Source organism: Tunturiibacter psychrotolerans, assembly GCF_051013365.1.
Lineage (GTDB): Bacteria > Acidobacteriota > Terriglobia > Terriglobales > Acidobacteriaceae > Edaphobacter > Edaphobacter psychrotolerans_A.
The window spans coordinates 1,887,001-1,901,229 of the sequence record NZ_CP132941.1; the positions used below are offsets into that span (position 1 = coordinate 1,887,001).

Here is a 14,229-nt window from a genome sequence, read left to right on the forward strand (position 1 = left end):
AATCCTATGCGTCTTACATCAATGACCCGCATCCTTCTCGCAGCAGCCCTGTTCCTCGCCCTTCCGGCCAGCATCCCGGCCTTCGCTCAGGGCTTCAAAGACACCTCCATGCTCCGCGCCCCCAAAGGCTCCCAGGTCGCCATCTACGAGTTTGAAGACCTCGAATGCCCCGCCTGCGCCCATGCCTTCCCCATCGTGCACGCAGCCGTAGACAAGTACAAAATCCCCCTTGTCCGCCACGACTTTCCCCTCCGCATGCACATCTGGAGCTTCGACGCTGCCGTCACGGCCCGCTACATGCAAGACAAGATCTCCCCCCAATTCGCTGAGGACTATCGCCGCGCCGTCTTCGCCAACCAGATGTCCATCGCCTCGAAGGAAGACCTCAACGCCTTCACGCAGAAGTACTTTCAATCTCACGGCAAGGTAATGCCCTTCGTCATTGATCCAAACGGCCTCTTCGCCGCCGAAGTACACGCCGACCAAACCCTGGGCGAGCGTGTCGGCCTCACCAAGACCCCGACCATCTTCATCGTCACCCAGAAGGGATATGCCGAGGTCAACGACGTCACCCAGCTCTACGCCATGCTTGACACTGCAATCGCCGAAAATCCAACCCCCGCAGCCGCAAAACCAAAGACCACCACAGCGAAGCGCTAGGAAGCGATTGATCAACGATCAGGGCTCAGCGTCTCCTCCGAGGCCTGCTGCTCACCACGATTGTCACGATAACCAACGCCCAACAAAGCTCCCGGAGCTCATTCAACCCACGAGGCCAGTGCCAACTGGCCTCGCGCCGCTTCACCGGACCTGAAAGATCAGGAAATAATCTTCCTTATCCGGCTTCGTAAAATCGTAAGTCCCAACCAGCTTGTACCCCGCATCGCCCATCTCTTTCACCACAACATCCTGGTTCAAACCATGATCCGCTCCATTGCCATTGCGGTCGATGATCCCCACCTTCGCCCCCGGCCGTAGCGCCTTCTGCAGCACCCTCATCGTCGGCACCGGATGCGCGATCTCGTGATACACCTTCAGCATCAACACCGCGTCCACACTACCTGACGGCAGCCGCGGATCGTCGGCGCTCCCCAGCACCGTCCGCACATTCGACAGATTCTCCGTCAACACTCTCTTACCGATGTGTTCGATCGCCAGTGGATTGATATCCTCTGCAAGCACCACGCCCGTCGGCCCCACCCTGCGCGCCGCACGCACCGTAAACCAGCCAGAGCCCGCACCAATATCCGCAACGTTTTTCCCCGGCACAATCCCCAGCAGATCCATCACACGATCGATCTGAAGCTTCTTATCCCGATCCGGATATTCAAAGATGGAAAGGTCGCCCGAGTAAGGTGTGCTCGTAGGTCGCTGCGTCACATCCTGCGTGCCCGTCTGCCCACCAGCAGGCAAGCCCACTCCAACCACCAAAGCCAACCCAAGAAAAAATCTACCCAGCCCAAGCCGCGTCGAACACATCATCCCAACAGCATCCGCTAATTTGCGAACTCAGGCAATCCCACCGGTCGTCAGTTACAACCCCACCCACACGATCAACTAATCTGCACCAGCTCGCTATTGCCCGAAGCTCCCGGGGTCACCGACGAGGTTTGCGGAGCACGCCAATGATCGATGTAGCTCACCTGGTGGACGCAACTGATCGTGCAGCTCGGAGCGCAACTCTTCTCCGTCAAAAACTCCCGCTTCACATCAGCCGTCTGATACTGCGCCAGCGGCACCGCCGGATACCCACGCTGCTGGCTGCAATAGTGCACCAGACCGTTCTCGCAGATATACAGGTACCGCCCGCCCGCCCGGCATCGCCAATCGTTCGTCTTCCCATTCGCAATTGCTTCCTGGAAGTGATTGAACCGCGAATAGCTACGCCGCGTCAGGTTCCGTACCTTGTCCCAAACACTGCGCTCCGCATCGCCCAGCGGCTTCAGCTGCCCGCTGCCATCGTGAATAATCCCAATCGTCGAGCTGAATCCCAGCGCCAGCGCCCGCTCACTCACCGTCAGTGCATCATTTGGGTTCGCGATCCCCCCGCCGACCACCGAGTTGATGTTCACATGAAAGTCCGCGTGCTCAGCCAGCATCTGCAGCTTCTTATCCAGCACCTTCAGGCTCTTCTTCGAGACCTCATCCGGCATCACGTTATCGATCGAGATCTGCATGTGATCGAGCCCGGCCTTATTCAGCCGCTCGATCCTGTCCGGCATCAACAGATATCCATTCGTGATCATCCCGGCGATCGCGCCTGTCTTCCGAATCCGCGAAATAATCTGATCCAGCTCAGGGTGCAACAGCGGCTCCCCACCCGAGATCGTGATCACCGACGTCCCCAGCCGTCCCAGATGGTCGATGCGGCGCAGCATTTCATCCAGAGGAACCGGGTCCGAGTGATCGTCATACTCGTTGCAGTACGTACAGGCGAGGTTGCATCGCCGCATCGGCACAATATGCGCCATATACGGGTGCCCGGTCGACATCACCGCAGAACCGATTGAACCCAGCTCACGCATTTTGCGCGTCACTGCCCGCCAGCGGCGTTTGGCAGTCATTGGACGTCTGCCATTCACCGAGGCAGTTTTAGAAGCAGAAGACATATCACCATCAAGTATATCGAAACATGGTCAAACGTCTTCTTTTACTGATGAGCTACTGTCCGAATGAGACCTTATTCTCAAACTATGGGCCTCCACCCTACGGATCGCGCCCACATATCCTCCCCAACTCCCACAGGATCGCCCAGAGCTGTCTCTTCGTTCGAGCCCCACTCCGTCGTGCGCGCCAAGATGGAACGCAAGCTCAACCCCACCACGCTACAGCTTCGCCAGCAACTCGCGCGTGTACTGGCCAGTCTCGCCAAAAAACTCTTCCAGCCCAAACCCGGGGATCACGCTCGAACGCTTCTTGTTATCCGGCGTCAGCGTCAGCGTCTCTTCATGCTTGTCGCGAATCACCACCACCGGCACAGGCCTGTTCCTGTTGTCATGCACCGTCTTGGTCCAGTCGGCCCCGCTTGAAACCGGGATAGAGTTCACCCTCACCACCACGTCTCCCGCCTTCAGGCCCGCTTCCTCGGCCGGGCTGTGGCTGTCGACGCTACGCACCAGCAATCCCGCTCCACCATCTGCACCAAAAAATCCCGCCAGCTGCGGTCCCATCACCTCAAGCTGCGCGCCCGTATACGACGAACTCAGAATCATGTTCATCGCCAGCATCTCTCGGTGACCCTTCGGAATCGCAGTCGTCCCGGACGATGTCGAGGCGCCCATAAAACTATTTCCCCGCACCGAACCCGAAATCGATTCGCCAGGAGCCGGAACCGAATAGTGTTGCTCCCACGCCTGCTGCTCCACCGTCCGCCGGTCCGCCATCTGCATCGTCATCGTCATCGTCTGCCCATCGCGGCTCACGACAAAACTCACCGTCCGTCCCACCGGCTGATCGCGCAGCAATCGCTTCAACTGCTCCTGCCCATCAACCGCCTGACCGTTCATCTGCAGAATCACGTCATGCATCCGCATCCCCGCCTTGCACGCAGGTCCGTCGTGATCCAAACTCACAATCTCCGCGCCCCGGACCTCCTTCAGCTTCAGCGCACCAAGCTGATCCTCGCTCACATCACGTGACTCCACCCCAAGGTACCCCTGCGGCAGATATTTATGTGAGCCTTCCCCCATCGCAAGCATCCGCGGACCAAACCAGAACGGGATGCCCCGCGCTGCAAGCATCCTCTGTTCTCCACCAAGAACAGCCGTGCCGGCCACCAGCGCCACAATCCCCAACGACCTGCGGTAATTCATCTGCATAACCTTATCCGCTTAGCTCTCGCATCCTTGTGATCGAAAGAGCTCCATCGCCCAGTGGAAATCTCTATTGAATATCTGCGAAGTTCTGCAGCGCGTTATACGAGGCGGTCCGAATATAAGGATTTGCATCCTGCGTCGAAACCGTTCGCAGCACCTGCCGCACACTCGAATCTGACTGCACCGGCTGAAGCAGTCCAATCGCAGTCTTCCGAATCCCGGCATCCGGGTCATGCATCACTGCCTCCAGCACCGCATCGCGCACATGCTGGTCCTGACCTACATAGCGCTGCAAACCTTCAAGCGCAGTCAGCCGAACTCCAGCATCCTGGTCATACCGCAGCGACACCATCAGCGCATGGCGAATCCCCTTGCCATCGGGCGAAGGCTGGCATCCATGCTCAGCCTTGCACTCGTTCACCAGCAACGAAACCGAATCTTTCCTCACCCCATCGGTCGCAGCCGCATTCGTCCCCACCATCAGCAGGTTCCGAATCTCCGGACTATCCAGCGAGCCTTCCATCGTCTCCGGAACTACCCGGTTGTACTTCACCTGCACCAACTCCGAGTTCGGCGTCTGCACAATCCCGGTTACATTTCCAATCACACCCGGCTCTTCCGTTGTCACCACACCCGGCGGCTTCGGCGCATGCGCTACCTGGTAGCGCAAAGTAAAGTTCCCTGCCAGAAAACCCACGCCGAGCAACAGCGTCGCCAAGGCCGGCGCGCTCTGCACATGCCCGCACCATCGATAAAAGTTCACTCTCAGTTGAGTAAGAAACCCATGTGGCGGAATCATATCCAGCGCATCATCCAGCCGCATCCGCGACTGCGCCAGAAGATTCGGCGTAGGCTCCAGCACCGGCAGCAATGCCAGCCGATCTTCGAACAACCGGATCGCCTCGAGCTCCGCGCGGCAACCCTCACACTCGGTCAGATGCTGTTCCAGCCCTCCGGCAAGTTCATCCGGCAACTCGCCATAGTTCAGCAAAACTAGACAGTCTCTTGCGTTCTCACACTTCATTGTCCTACCTCAACCAGCCTCAAATTCTTCACTTTCTACTGGGCTCTACGTGCGCCCTTATCCAATCATTCCGTATCAACTTCTACTTCCCAGCCGCAAATCTTATCGAAGCTCCGCCAGATTAGCCCGCAGCTTTCGCGTGGCCCGGAACAACGTATTCTTGGCCGTCTCTTCTGTCGTGCTCAACATCTCACCAATCGTCCGCAGCTTCAGCCCCTGGTAGTGCTTCAGCTCAAACACCGTTCGTTCCCGCGGAGTCAGCTTGCTCAAAGCATCGCTGATCCGCTCACTCATCACCTTCCGGTCCAGCTCCCGCCCCGGGTTCGCCATCGCCCGGTCATCCGTGATGTTGGCCATCAGGTCCATCTCATCGCCACTGGCATCCAGCACCGTCGCCGGATCTTCCCTGCGGCTCTTGCGCCGCCTCAGCTGGTCCAGGCAAAGGTTCGTCACAATCCGGTAAAGCCACGTATAAAAGCTGCATTCGAACCGGAAGTTCCCCAGGTGTCGATACGCCTTGATGAAGGCCTCCTGGTGAACATCCTGCGCATCCTGCTCATTCCCAAGCATATGCAGCGCCAGCCGAAGCACAGACTGGTCATATCGCCGCACCAGGGCATCGAATGCAGTTCGCTGGCCCTTCTGCGCCTCGCGAATCAGTTCGTCATCTTCGGTCCGCTGTTGTGCCCGCGCGTCCAGCTGCGCCTGCGTCAGCTTGCCGCTGTTCCGGGTTCCGGGTTGAGCCGCTGCCTTTGCCATCGCTGGCAACGATTCTACCGCTGTTCCGCCAATCAGTCCCGCAGCAAACGGACTAGCGTGCCGTTTTCGGAGCCCCACAGTGAGCGGAGAAGACAACTCCCCGCCAGGATTCAATCCAGCGACTTCTACATTCATCGTTCTGACTCCGGAGGTCAGGAAATCACTACACCCCAATAGACCCACAAACTTCCGAAAGGTGAGCATCACCGGATACCACTAAAGGGGGAGCCGTCCGGTAAACTCACCCAATGCCTCCCCGCCCGACCGCCGTCCCCAGCCTCTTCTCCGAAGCCCCCACCCCCAATCCTCCCGCCACGAAAAAAACCGACTGGATCAACGCCCACTGCGACGGAGGAGCCCGCGGCAACCCCGGCCCCGCCGGCTACGGAGCTCTCATCCAGGACAACGAAGGCACCGTCCTCGCCGAACTCTCCGAGTTCCTCGGCATGCGCACCAACAACTACGCCGAGTACTCCGGCCTCCTCGGCTGCCTCCAATACGCGCTCGACCACCACCACCCCCGCCTCCGCGTCACCTCCGACTCCGAGCTAATGGTCAAGCAGATCCAGGGCAAATATCAGGTCAAAAGCCCCGACCTCAAGCCACTCTACGAAGAGGCCAAACGCCGCATCGCCAAACTCGAAGCCTTCGAGATCACCCACGCCCTCCGCCACAAAAACAAAGACGCCGACCGTCTCGCCAACGAAGCCATGGACCGCGGAATGCGCCGCACACCAGCTACCGGCTCAAGCTCCCCCAGCCAGCCCGCAGCCCCGCCAATCATCAAAGCCACGCCGTACCCGACCAAATCCGACGCCCCGCCCAACCCCTACGCCAAAGCCGACACCATGCTCCGCGGCTTCACCAAAGACGGCGTAGTTCACATCCTCGGCGGCGCCACCCTCCCCGATGGCATCTTCGTAAAAATCATCCGCGAATAAAATCTACTTGCTCGAGCCCTCTCCGTTGGAGTCGTTCGCGTACTCAATCCTGAAGTCGATCTGTGCAGCCTTCTCCAGCATCTTCGAAACCGAACAGTACTTATTCTTCGAGAGCTCAACCGAGTCCTCGGCAGCCTTCTTTGAGACAGCCCCGCCAATCCGGTAAGTCAGCAAGATCTTTGTAAACACCCGCGGCGGCGCAGCGGACTGCTCCGCAGTTGCAGAAACAGTAAGGCTAGCCAGAGGCTCACGCTTCTTTTTGAGGATTGAAACAACATCCACCGACGTACAACTGCAAAGCGCCAACAAAACCGCCTCCATCGGCGAAGGACCATTGTCGTGCCGGTCCCCGGCATCGAAAACAACGCTATGGCCACTCTCCGAGTGCCCCTCAAACTCCATCTCCTTCGTCCAAACTGTCTCGGCAATCATTGCTCTCTCCTGGATTTATCGAACACCAAACCAATACTGATCCGTCGTCAAATTAAAAATAACCTCAGCGTCCGGCAGCAGCAATCCGCGAACAAAGCTCCTCCACCGCCGCCATCTGCGCCAGCATCGTCTCCAGCTTTTGCGTCCCCATCCCATCCTCGAATCGCTTCTGCATGCGATCCAGAATCCCCATCACCCGCACCGCTCGCCTCTTACCCAGCGGCTTGAGCAGCAACTGGACCGCCCGCGCATCCTCCGGATCGATCCTTCGCTCCACCAGACCCTTCGCCTCAAGCGACGAGATGCAATGACTCACATTGCTTCGCGTAGTCTCAAACGCCTCCGCCAGCGCCGATGGCTTGATTTGCCCGCGCTTCTCAAAGAAGATCGCCGCCAGCACCAGCGCCTCAAACGCACTCACCCCCTCGCCTTCAAGCACCAGATTGAGCGAAGCATCCATCCTCCGCGCAATCCGGCTAGCCTGAAACACAGGACTCTGCCGCAAAAAAGCTTCAATCCGCATCCCGACCTCACCTTTAGCTCAAAGGAGCAGCTGGCGTAGAGCTGCCGTGCTCTTTTGTTGTCACTCCGTAGAGCCCGCCGTGCTTTTTTGTTGTCATTCCCGAAGGAAATCTACTGTTGCCTTCCTTCACATCAACAGCAAAATCTGCTTTAGTTAAGCAGCTCAACTATTTATAGCAAAACAGAACTACTCCCACCCCGATCTCTTTCCAGCGGATGATGGAAGTAGACCTCAACCGCATGAAGATCCCTCCCCACCTCTGCCTCCCCCTACTAGCCTGCGGCCTGTCCGTCGCGCAGCAGCCTTCGACCCCAGCCCCAAACAAACCCGACCCCATCGCCCAAAGCATCTCCGTCACCACCACCCTCGAGCCCCTCCCCCTCGCCGAGAGCGACCGCTCCGTCAACCTCATCTCCCCCCGCGACCAGCCCCTCGTCTCCAACTCCGTCGTCGACCTCCTCCGCCAGGACTCCTCCCTCAACCTACAGGCCCGCGCCGCCAACGGAGTACAAGCCGACCTCTCCCTCCGCGGCACCACCTTCGAGCAGTCCCTCATCCTCCTCAACGGCCTCCGCATCAACGACCCCGAAACCGGCCACCTCAACCTCGACATCCCCGTCCCCCTCGACGCCGTCACCCGCATCGACATCCTCCACGGCTCCGGCTCCACCTTCTACGGCTCCGACGCCATCGGCGGCGCGGTCAATCTCCTCACCCAAGCCCCACCCCCGGGCCTCACAGTCATCGGCAGCGCAGGCGGCGGCAGTTACTCCTCAATAGAGCAGCACCTCCGCGCGTCCTACACCCAGGGCCCCATCGCCACCCAACTCACCGGCAGCCGCGACACCTCCGACGGCTTCATCCCAGACCGTAACTACTCGAGCAACGCCCTAGCCTCCGAAACCTGGCTCACCCTCAAACCCGGCACCACCGACATCCTCCTCGCCGCCAGCGACCGGCCCTACGGAGCCAACCTCTTCTACGGCCCCTACGACTCATGGGAGCGCACCAAAGGCTGGTTCGCCAGTATCCAGCAGCAGCTAGGCCAAAAAACCGCCGCCAGCTACGGCTACCGCCGCCACACCGACCTCTTCGTCCTCTTCGCCGACCAGCCCCAGATCTACGAAAACAACCACATCACCACCAGCTACGAAGCCGCCCTCCGCCGCGCCGACACCCTCTCACCCAACATCACCCTCTCCTATGGCCTCGAAGCCGACGGCGACTCCATCCACTCCAACTCCCTCGGCCAACACGCCCGCAACCAGGGCGCAGGCTACGCTAACCTCAGCCTCCGCGCCCTCGGCCGCTTCTCCCTCTCCCTCGGAGCCCGCGACGAAGTCCTCTCCAGCAACGGCAACGTCTTCTCCCCCAGCATCGCGGCCGCCTACACCCTCACCCACACCACGCGCCTTCGAGCCTCCGCAGGCCACGGCTTCCGCCTCCCCACCTACGTCGACCTCTACTACTCCGACCCCACCACCATCGGCAACCCCAACCTCAAACCCGAATCCTCCTGGAGCTACGAAGCCGGCCTCGACTGGACACCCTCAAACGGCCGCCTAACTCTCACCGCCACCGGCTTCCGCCTCCAGCAAAAAGACACCATCGACTACTCGAAACTAGCCCTCGCCACCCCAGCCCTCACCTTCGCCGAACCCTATCAGGCCGTCAACATCCAGAACCTCAACATCACTGGAGCCGAAACCACCCTCCGTCTCCGCCTCACCACCACGCAGCAACTCCAGTTCAGCTACACCGCCGCCCACGCCGCCTCGCCACCCGCCAACCTCATCTCCGAGTACGCCTACAACTACGCCGCGCAAAACGCCATCTTCGCCTGGAACGGCCAGCTCCCCGGCAACATCGGTCGTCAGATCAACGCCCACACCCAGGTCAACATCGTCCAGCGAACCCAGCACACCGCCTACCCACTATGGGACGTAGCCCTCTCCCGCAACACCGGCCGCCTGCGCCCCTACCTGCGCCTGCTCAACCTCAGCAACACCGGCTACCAGGAGATCCCGCAAGTCCCCCTGCAAGGCCGCACCATCATCGCCGGCACCGAATTCAACTGGTCCCGCCGATAGAACCCATCAAAGCCGATGAAAAGTATGCCAATGCGACACCTCTTCCACCGCAATCAAAGAGAGCGTAATCACTGACAGCACAAACTGCACCCGCTCCATTCTCTTTTTGTGAGGCGTCAAAGGTTTTTGACGCCACTGTGAAGAAGGGCGATTTCGCAAATGCCGAACATGCATCAGCACCGTAAGGTTCAACAGCGCACCCACCAGCGCCAGCGCCACCATCGGCACGCGAATCCAATCCGTATGCAATCGATCCCACCGCTCGCCTGCACCGACAACGCTGGCCAACGCACCCACCCCAATCAAAAGACGCAGCCCATCCAACGCAACAAAGAAACTACAAACGCTCTGCAGCACCGCAAACAGCAGACTTGACCACCCAATCACACCCTGAGCCTTCCCGATCTCGCCAGGCATCACGTGCGACAAAGCTTCGTCAGACTTCGCAAGCTTTACCGGAGCAGTTGTCATCGAAGCGGAACTCCTTACGAACAATTGATTCGGGCCTCGGCTCACCGGCGCCATATATTCCTTACCCAACCAAAACCTAACCCTGCTTCGCCAGCTCCGCCTTCACAATATCGCTGACCAGCTTCCCATCCGCCCAAAGCCCGCTCGCCATAATCCGCTGCTTGGTCACCGTCATCATCGTCCCCATATCCTTCGGCCCCGGCCTCACCCCACCGGCATCCTTCTGCAAATACTCAATCGCACCATGCACAATCTGCCGAATCTCCGCCTCCCCGGCAGCCTGCGGCAAATAGCCCTCGATCATCCCGATCTCCGCCTGCTCCTTCTCCGCCAACTCTGTCCGTCCACCCTTGGTAAACGACTCCACCGACTCCCTCCGCTGCTTGATCAGCGTCGTCAGAATCTGTTGCTCCTCCGCGTCCGTCAGCTTCTCGCGCTTATCGATCTCTTTGTTCCTCAGCGCCGACTTCACCATCCGAAGCGTCGTCAGCTTATGCTCATCCTTCGCCTTCATCGCCACCACAATATCCGTCTGAATCTTCTCGCCAATCGTCATCGCATCTCCAATCAATCCCCCATTATAAGTAAGCCGAGCAACGCGAGGCCCAAGATACACAAGTCACGAAGTGACCGCCCCACGCGTAGTGGGCCCGTCCGGCAGGACCCCGCTACAATAAATCCTATGATCCGCAAAACGCGCCTCTTCACCCCTGGTCCGACCCCTCTCCTCCCCGCCGCCCAGTTCGCCATGGCTGCGGCCGATATTCACCACCGCACTCCCGAGTTCCGCGCGATGTACACCCGCGTCCTCTCCCAGCTCAAAGAGTTCGTCGGCACCAAAAACGACGTCATCATCCTCTCAAGCAGCGGTTCCGGAGCCATGGAAGCCGCAGTCTCCAACCTCACCTCCCCAGGCGACCGCGTCCTCGTTCTCACCGCCGGCAAGTTCGGCGAGCGCTGGACCGGCATCACCAAAGCCTTCGGCTGCCACGTCGACGTCGTCAGCGCCCCCTACGGCAGCACCTTCTCCCTCGACGAAGTCAAAGCCAACCTCCACCTCGAAACCCGCGCCGTCTTCGTCCAGGCCACCGAGTCCTCCACCGGCGTACGCCACGACATCGAAGCCATCGCCAAGCTCCTCAAATCCGAAAACTCCGAAGCTCTCCTCATCGTCGACGGCATCACCGGCCTCGGCACCTCGCATCTCGACATGGACGCCTGGGGCATCGACGTCCTCATCGGCGGCTCACAAAAAGCCGTCATGATTCCCCCCGGCCTCAGCTACCTCGCCGTCAGCGCTCGCGCCTGGGACCGCATGGAGGCCACCTACAACCCGCGCTACTACTTCGACCTCCGCAAGGAGCGCAAGAACGCCGCCAAAGGCGAATCCGCCTACACTCCCTCCGTCGCGCTCATCGCCGCTCTGGGCGCAGCGCTCAACTACATAGCCGCGCAAGCCGCAACACCGGAAAAACCCGAAGGCGATCTAGCCGCAGGCCGCGTCAAACTGGTCGACAACGCGATCACTTGCGCCGCCATGACCCGCGCCGCAGCCACAGCACTCGGCCTCAAACTCTTCGCCCCCGAAGGCAACGAAGCCGCCGCAGCCACCGCCATCGTAGCCCCCGAAGGCACCGACTCCGGCACCCTCGTCAAAGGCCTCAAATCGCAGTTCGCCGCCATCGTCACCGACGGCCAGGGCGAGATGAAGGGCCAGCTCTTCCGCATCGCCCACATCGGTTTCTTCGACTACATGGACACCATCGCCATCATCGGCGCCCTCGAGCAAGTCATCCACAAAACCAAATTCCCCGCCCCCAACTTCACCTTCGGCAAAGGCCTCATCGCCGCCCAAACCTTCTTCGCCAAACACGCGAGATAACAGCCACGAGAGCGTAGAGGCGAGCCCGGGTCTCACCCAGACTCGCCTCTTCCTTCAACCAATTACTGCACCGCAGGCACCACAATTCTCAGAATCTGCCCAGGAGTTCCCTGTGGGGCGGCTCCAAGGTTCGACACGTACAGCGCCCCATCCGGCCCGAACGTCATACCGGTCGGCACCGCAAGCCCGGTCACTACATCCTGGATGTCTCCCGACTGTGTCACCCTCACAACCTTCCCTGCCCCCGGCGTCGGATATCCCGCCGCATCCGAGAGCTCCAGCACATACAGCAGTCCATCCGGCCCGATCTTCAGCGAAACAACCGTCGTAAACCCAGCCTTCGAGCTCACCACCTTGTAGCTGGATGCCGAACCGGGCGTCTCGGTAAATCCCGGGAGCGTGCCGGGTACCAGGACCCCCTTTGCAATGGTCATCACCCTCGCCCACTGCGGATCGATCGGGAACAGGTTCAGATTGCCAGCGTACAGCACGCCCTGGTTCAACACCACCGAGGTCGGCACGATGTGACCCTGCGATGCTGACAGATCGATCACCTGGCTCACCCTGTTGCCGCTGGCCACGGAAAAAATCTGCCCATGGTTCGGCTCTACTGCAAGCAGGCTGCTGTTCGCGCTGATGAGCCCATACCATGATCCATCCGGCTCATAGTCATCGCTGCTCGTATACTTCGCAGGAAACGCCACGAGAGCCTGACTCATGTTTGCGACCTCTTTCCAGCTACCATCTGTCACATCTATCTGAAGCACTGCATTCGGGAAGCCTGGGTTTCCGTGCGAGCAGCCTCCTCCCGCCAGCAGCGCATACAGCTGTCCGTTCTGAAACGCCACGTCCGCAACCCCAAGCACATCCTTTTGAGCGTCCACAGCCGATGGAAGTCCGCTGCTGACCGTCGTCCTGTTCCCCTTTGTATCGATCTTCGAGATCCGCGCACTCAGTCCGCCTTTGTAAGGTCCGATCGGTGCCGGCACCTGCATGCATGTGCTTGGCAAAGTTGCTGTAGTCCCGCCCAGCCCTGCCTCTGCAACATACAGGCTCCCATCGCTTCCAAAGGCTAATCCCCTCGGCCCCTCCAGCCCGGAGGCATACAACGTTGCATTCGCCGGCAGCTGCGCCAGCATCCGAACTCCCGAAGCACCGCTCGCAACCACGGCGGCACACAAAAACGACGAAACAAATCGAGCTCTCATCATTGCAATATCTCCTCGGTTGGAAACTCGCGAATAGGCAGGCGCAGGCCCGCTTTCGGGTCGTACGCCTTAGGTCATAAAAAGATTGGGGCCTGCGAAAGGTGCGTGATGCCACGCCCTGGCATCTGCACTGTAAGAATCAGGCAGTCGAAATGGCCTGACTCTGAGACGTCCGCCTTTCAGCGGCCTAATCCTATACCCATATTTGTTTCCCTGTCATCAACGACCGCAGACCTGCTCTGCGCACGCCCCGCAATAAACCGCCTCAGCCGCCTGCTAACGTTAGAAAACAGGTAGCCACTTGATATCCCGAAAGATCTTCGCCGCTTACGTCCTTCTGGCCCTCACCGTCTGGGCCGCTCCCTGCTTTGCCGCACCCGTCTATACCTATCAGGTCGTCGCGAAGTATCCCCACTCCACCTGCAGCTACACCGAAGGCTTCTTCTACCTCAACGGTCTCTTCTACGAGGGCGTCGGTCTCAACGGCCACTCCGGCATCGTGGTCACCCAACCCGAAACCGGCACGCCCGTCCAGCGCTTCGATCTGCCCTCGCAGTACTTCGGCGAAGGCATCATCGACTGGGGTCCGAACCTCCTGCAATGGACCTGGCAGACCCATACCGGATTCGTGCTCGACCGCTTCTCCCTGCGAATCCTCAGCCAGTTCCACTACACCGGCGAAGGCTGGGGAATCACCCGCACAGCGAACGAACTCATCACCAGCGATGGCACCGCCACCCTCCGCTTCCGCAACCCCAACACCTTCGAAGAAACCCATCACATCGTCGTCGAAGACGGCCCCAAAACCATCGACCAGCTCAACGAACTCGAGTACATCAAAGGCGAAATCTACGCCAATGTCTGGCACTCCGATCGCATCGCACGCATCTCGCCCATCGATGGACACGTAATCGCCTGGATCGACCTCACAGGTCTCCTCCCTGCCGACCAGCGCGTCAACGAAGAATCGGTCCTAAACGGCATCGCATACGACGCAAAGAAAGACCGCATCTTCGTCACCGGCAAACAGTGGCCCGCAGTCTTCGAGATCAAAGTCGTCCCGAAATCAAAATAGTTTCTACTT

At 59.7% G+C, this 14,229-nt stretch carries 15 protein-coding genes; 5 read left to right on the forward strand and 10 right to left on the reverse strand.

What is annotated here, in order from left to right:
* The first annotated feature begins 6 nt into the window (after positions 1–6).
* Positions 7–660 carry a DsbA family protein gene (locus RBB76_RS07920; RefSeq protein ID WP_429627962.1) on the forward strand — a complete coding sequence of 218 codons (654 nt, stop codon included), beginning with the start codon at positions 7–9 and terminating at the stop codon, positions 658–660.
* 141 nt (positions 661–801) lie between these two features.
* Here the strand turns inward: RBB76_RS07920 and RBB76_RS07925 are convergent, their stop codons facing one another.
* The 5 genes from RBB76_RS07925 to RBB76_RS07945 form a co-directional block, all read right to left on the reverse strand.
* Positions 802–1,482, reverse strand: coding sequence for a class I SAM-dependent methyltransferase (locus tag RBB76_RS07925; protein ID WP_429627961.1), 681 nt, complete (start codon positions 1,480–1,482; stop codon positions 802–804).
* A gap of 71 nt (positions 1,483–1,553) precedes the next feature.
* Positions 1,554–2,564 (reverse strand): radical SAM protein, encoded by a 1,011-nt coding sequence (locus tag RBB76_RS07930; RefSeq protein ID WP_429627960.1) that lies wholly within the window; start codon positions 2,562–2,564, stop codon positions 1,554–1,556.
* Positions 2,565–2,825: 261 nt separating this feature from the next.
* Positions 2,826–3,818, reverse strand: coding sequence for a PDZ domain-containing protein (locus RBB76_RS07935; protein ID WP_429627959.1), 993 nt, complete (start codon positions 3,816–3,818; stop codon positions 2,826–2,828).
* Between the two features lie 64 nt (positions 3,819–3,882).
* Entirely contained in the window at positions 3,883–4,839 is a 957-nt protein-coding gene (locus RBB76_RS07940) for a HEAT repeat domain-containing protein (protein WP_429627958.1), read from the reverse strand.
* A 102-nt stretch (positions 4,840–4,941) separates the two neighbouring features.
* The gene (locus RBB76_RS07945; protein ID WP_429627957.1) at positions 4,942–5,733 is read right to left on the reverse strand and encodes an RNA polymerase sigma factor; all 792 of its coding nucleotides are present in this window, start codon (positions 5,731–5,733) and stop codon (positions 4,942–4,944) included.
* 113 nt (positions 5,734–5,846) lie between these two features.
* Here RBB76_RS07945 and RBB76_RS07950 point away from each other — a divergent pair, with 113 nt between their 5' ends.
* The gene (locus RBB76_RS07950; protein WP_429627956.1) at positions 5,847–6,539 is read left to right on the forward strand and encodes a ribonuclease HI family protein; all 693 of its coding nucleotides are present in this window, start codon (positions 5,847–5,849) and stop codon (positions 6,537–6,539) included.
* 3 nt (positions 6,540–6,542) lie between these two features.
* On the opposite strand, the gene RBB76_RS07955 is transcribed toward RBB76_RS07950, so the two are convergent.
* A complete protein-coding gene (locus RBB76_RS07955; protein WP_429627955.1) occupies positions 6,543–6,971 on the reverse strand; it encodes an OsmC family protein in 429 nt (142 codons plus the stop codon).
* Between the two features lie 64 nt (positions 6,972–7,035).
* Positions 7,036–7,494 carry a MarR family winged helix-turn-helix transcriptional regulator gene (locus RBB76_RS07960; RefSeq protein ID WP_429627954.1) on the reverse strand — a complete coding sequence of 153 codons (459 nt, stop codon included), beginning with the start codon at positions 7,492–7,494 and terminating at the stop codon, positions 7,036–7,038.
* Positions 7,495–7,733: 239 nt separating this feature from the next.
* On the opposite strand from RBB76_RS07960, the gene RBB76_RS07965 reads away from it, so the two are divergent.
* The gene (locus RBB76_RS07965) at positions 7,734–9,584 is read left to right on the forward strand and encodes a TonB-dependent receptor plug domain-containing protein (RefSeq protein WP_429627953.1); all 1,851 of its coding nucleotides are present in this window, start codon (positions 7,734–7,736) and stop codon (positions 9,582–9,584) included.
* A 6-nt stretch (positions 9,585–9,590) separates the two neighbouring features.
* Here RBB76_RS07965 and RBB76_RS07970 read toward each other — a convergent pair whose 3' ends face one another.
* Together RBB76_RS07970 and RBB76_RS07975 are read right to left on the reverse strand one after the other, a co-directional pair.
* A complete protein-coding gene (locus RBB76_RS07970) occupies positions 9,591–10,055 on the reverse strand; it encodes a hypothetical protein (protein WP_429627952.1) in 465 nt (154 codons plus the stop codon).
* A 76-nt stretch (positions 10,056–10,131) separates the two neighbouring features.
* Positions 10,132–10,611: a GatB/YqeY domain-containing protein gene (locus RBB76_RS07975; protein WP_429627951.1), complete on the reverse strand. Its 480-nt coding sequence runs from the start codon at positions 10,609–10,611 to the stop codon at positions 10,132–10,134.
* Positions 10,612–10,737: 126 nt separating this feature from the next.
* Between RBB76_RS07975 and RBB76_RS07980 the strand changes: the two genes are divergently transcribed.
* Positions 10,738–11,937 carry a pyridoxal-phosphate-dependent aminotransferase family protein gene (locus tag RBB76_RS07980; RefSeq protein WP_429627950.1) on the forward strand — a complete coding sequence of 400 codons (1,200 nt, stop codon included), beginning with the start codon at positions 10,738–10,740 and terminating at the stop codon, positions 11,935–11,937.
* 62 nt (positions 11,938–11,999) lie between these two features.
* Here RBB76_RS07980 and RBB76_RS07985 read toward each other — a convergent pair whose 3' ends face one another.
* Positions 12,000–13,148 (reverse strand): ScyD/ScyE family protein, encoded by a 1,149-nt coding sequence (locus tag RBB76_RS07985; protein ID WP_429627949.1) that lies wholly within the window; start codon positions 13,146–13,148, stop codon positions 12,000–12,002.
* A 298-nt stretch (positions 13,149–13,446) separates the two neighbouring features.
* Here RBB76_RS07985 and RBB76_RS07990 point away from each other — a divergent pair, with 298 nt between their 5' ends.
* Positions 13,447–14,220: a glutaminyl-peptide cyclotransferase gene (locus RBB76_RS07990; RefSeq protein ID WP_429627948.1), complete on the forward strand. Its 774-nt coding sequence runs from the start codon at positions 13,447–13,449 to the stop codon at positions 14,218–14,220.
* Positions 14,221–14,229: the final 9 nt, after the last annotated feature.

What these genes read in the sequence shown, in the direction of transcription:
- RBB76_RS07955 (WP_429627955.1), bottom strand. Translation starts at nt 6,971, where the DNA reads ATGATTGCCGAGACAGTTTGGACGAAGGAGATGGAGTTTGAGGGGCAC.
- RBB76_RS07950 (WP_429627956.1), top strand. Translation starts at nt 5,847, where the DNA reads ATGCCTCCCCGCCCGACCGCCGTCCCCAGCCTCTTCTCCGAAGCCCCC.
- RBB76_RS07980 (WP_429627950.1), top strand. Translation starts at nt 10,738, where the DNA reads ATGATCCGCAAAACGCGCCTCTTCACCCCTGGTCCGACCCCTCTCCTC.
- RBB76_RS07925 (WP_429627961.1), bottom strand. Translation starts at nt 1,482, where the DNA reads ATGATGTGTTCGACGCGGCTTGGGCTGGGTAGATTTTTTCTTGGGTTG.
- RBB76_RS07920 (WP_429627962.1), top strand. Translation starts at nt 7, where the DNA reads ATGCGTCTTACATCAATGACCCGCATCCTTCTCGCAGCAGCCCTGTTC.
- RBB76_RS07975 (WP_429627951.1), bottom strand. Translation starts at nt 10,611, where the DNA reads ATGACGATTGGCGAGAAGATTCAGACGGATATTGTGGTGGCGATGAAG.
- RBB76_RS07965 (WP_429627953.1), top strand. Translation starts at nt 7,734, where the DNA reads ATGAAGATCCCTCCCCACCTCTGCCTCCCCCTACTAGCCTGCGGCCTG.
- RBB76_RS07960 (WP_429627954.1), bottom strand. Translation starts at nt 7,494, where the DNA reads ATGCGGATTGAAGCTTTTTTGCGGCAGAGTCCTGTGTTTCAGGCTAGC.
- RBB76_RS07985 (WP_429627949.1), bottom strand. Translation starts at nt 13,148, where the DNA reads ATGATGAGAGCTCGATTTGTTTCGTCGTTTTTGTGTGCCGCCGTGGTT.
- RBB76_RS07945 (WP_429627957.1), bottom strand. Translation starts at nt 5,733, where the DNA reads ATGAATGTAGAAGTCGCTGGATTGAATCCTGGCGGGGAGTTGTCTTCT.
- RBB76_RS07940 (WP_429627958.1), bottom strand. Translation starts at nt 4,839, where the DNA reads ATGAAGTGTGAGAACGCAAGAGACTGTCTAGTTTTGCTGAACTATGGC.
- RBB76_RS07970 (WP_429627952.1), bottom strand. Translation starts at nt 10,055, where the DNA reads ATGACAACTGCTCCGGTAAAGCTTGCGAAGTCTGACGAAGCTTTGTCG.
- RBB76_RS07935 (WP_429627959.1), bottom strand. Translation starts at nt 3,818, where the DNA reads ATGCAGATGAATTACCGCAGGTCGTTGGGGATTGTGGCGCTGGTGGCC.
- RBB76_RS07930 (WP_429627960.1), bottom strand. Translation starts at nt 2,564, where the DNA reads ATGACTGCCAAACGCCGCTGGCGGGCAGTGACGCGCAAAATGCGTGAG.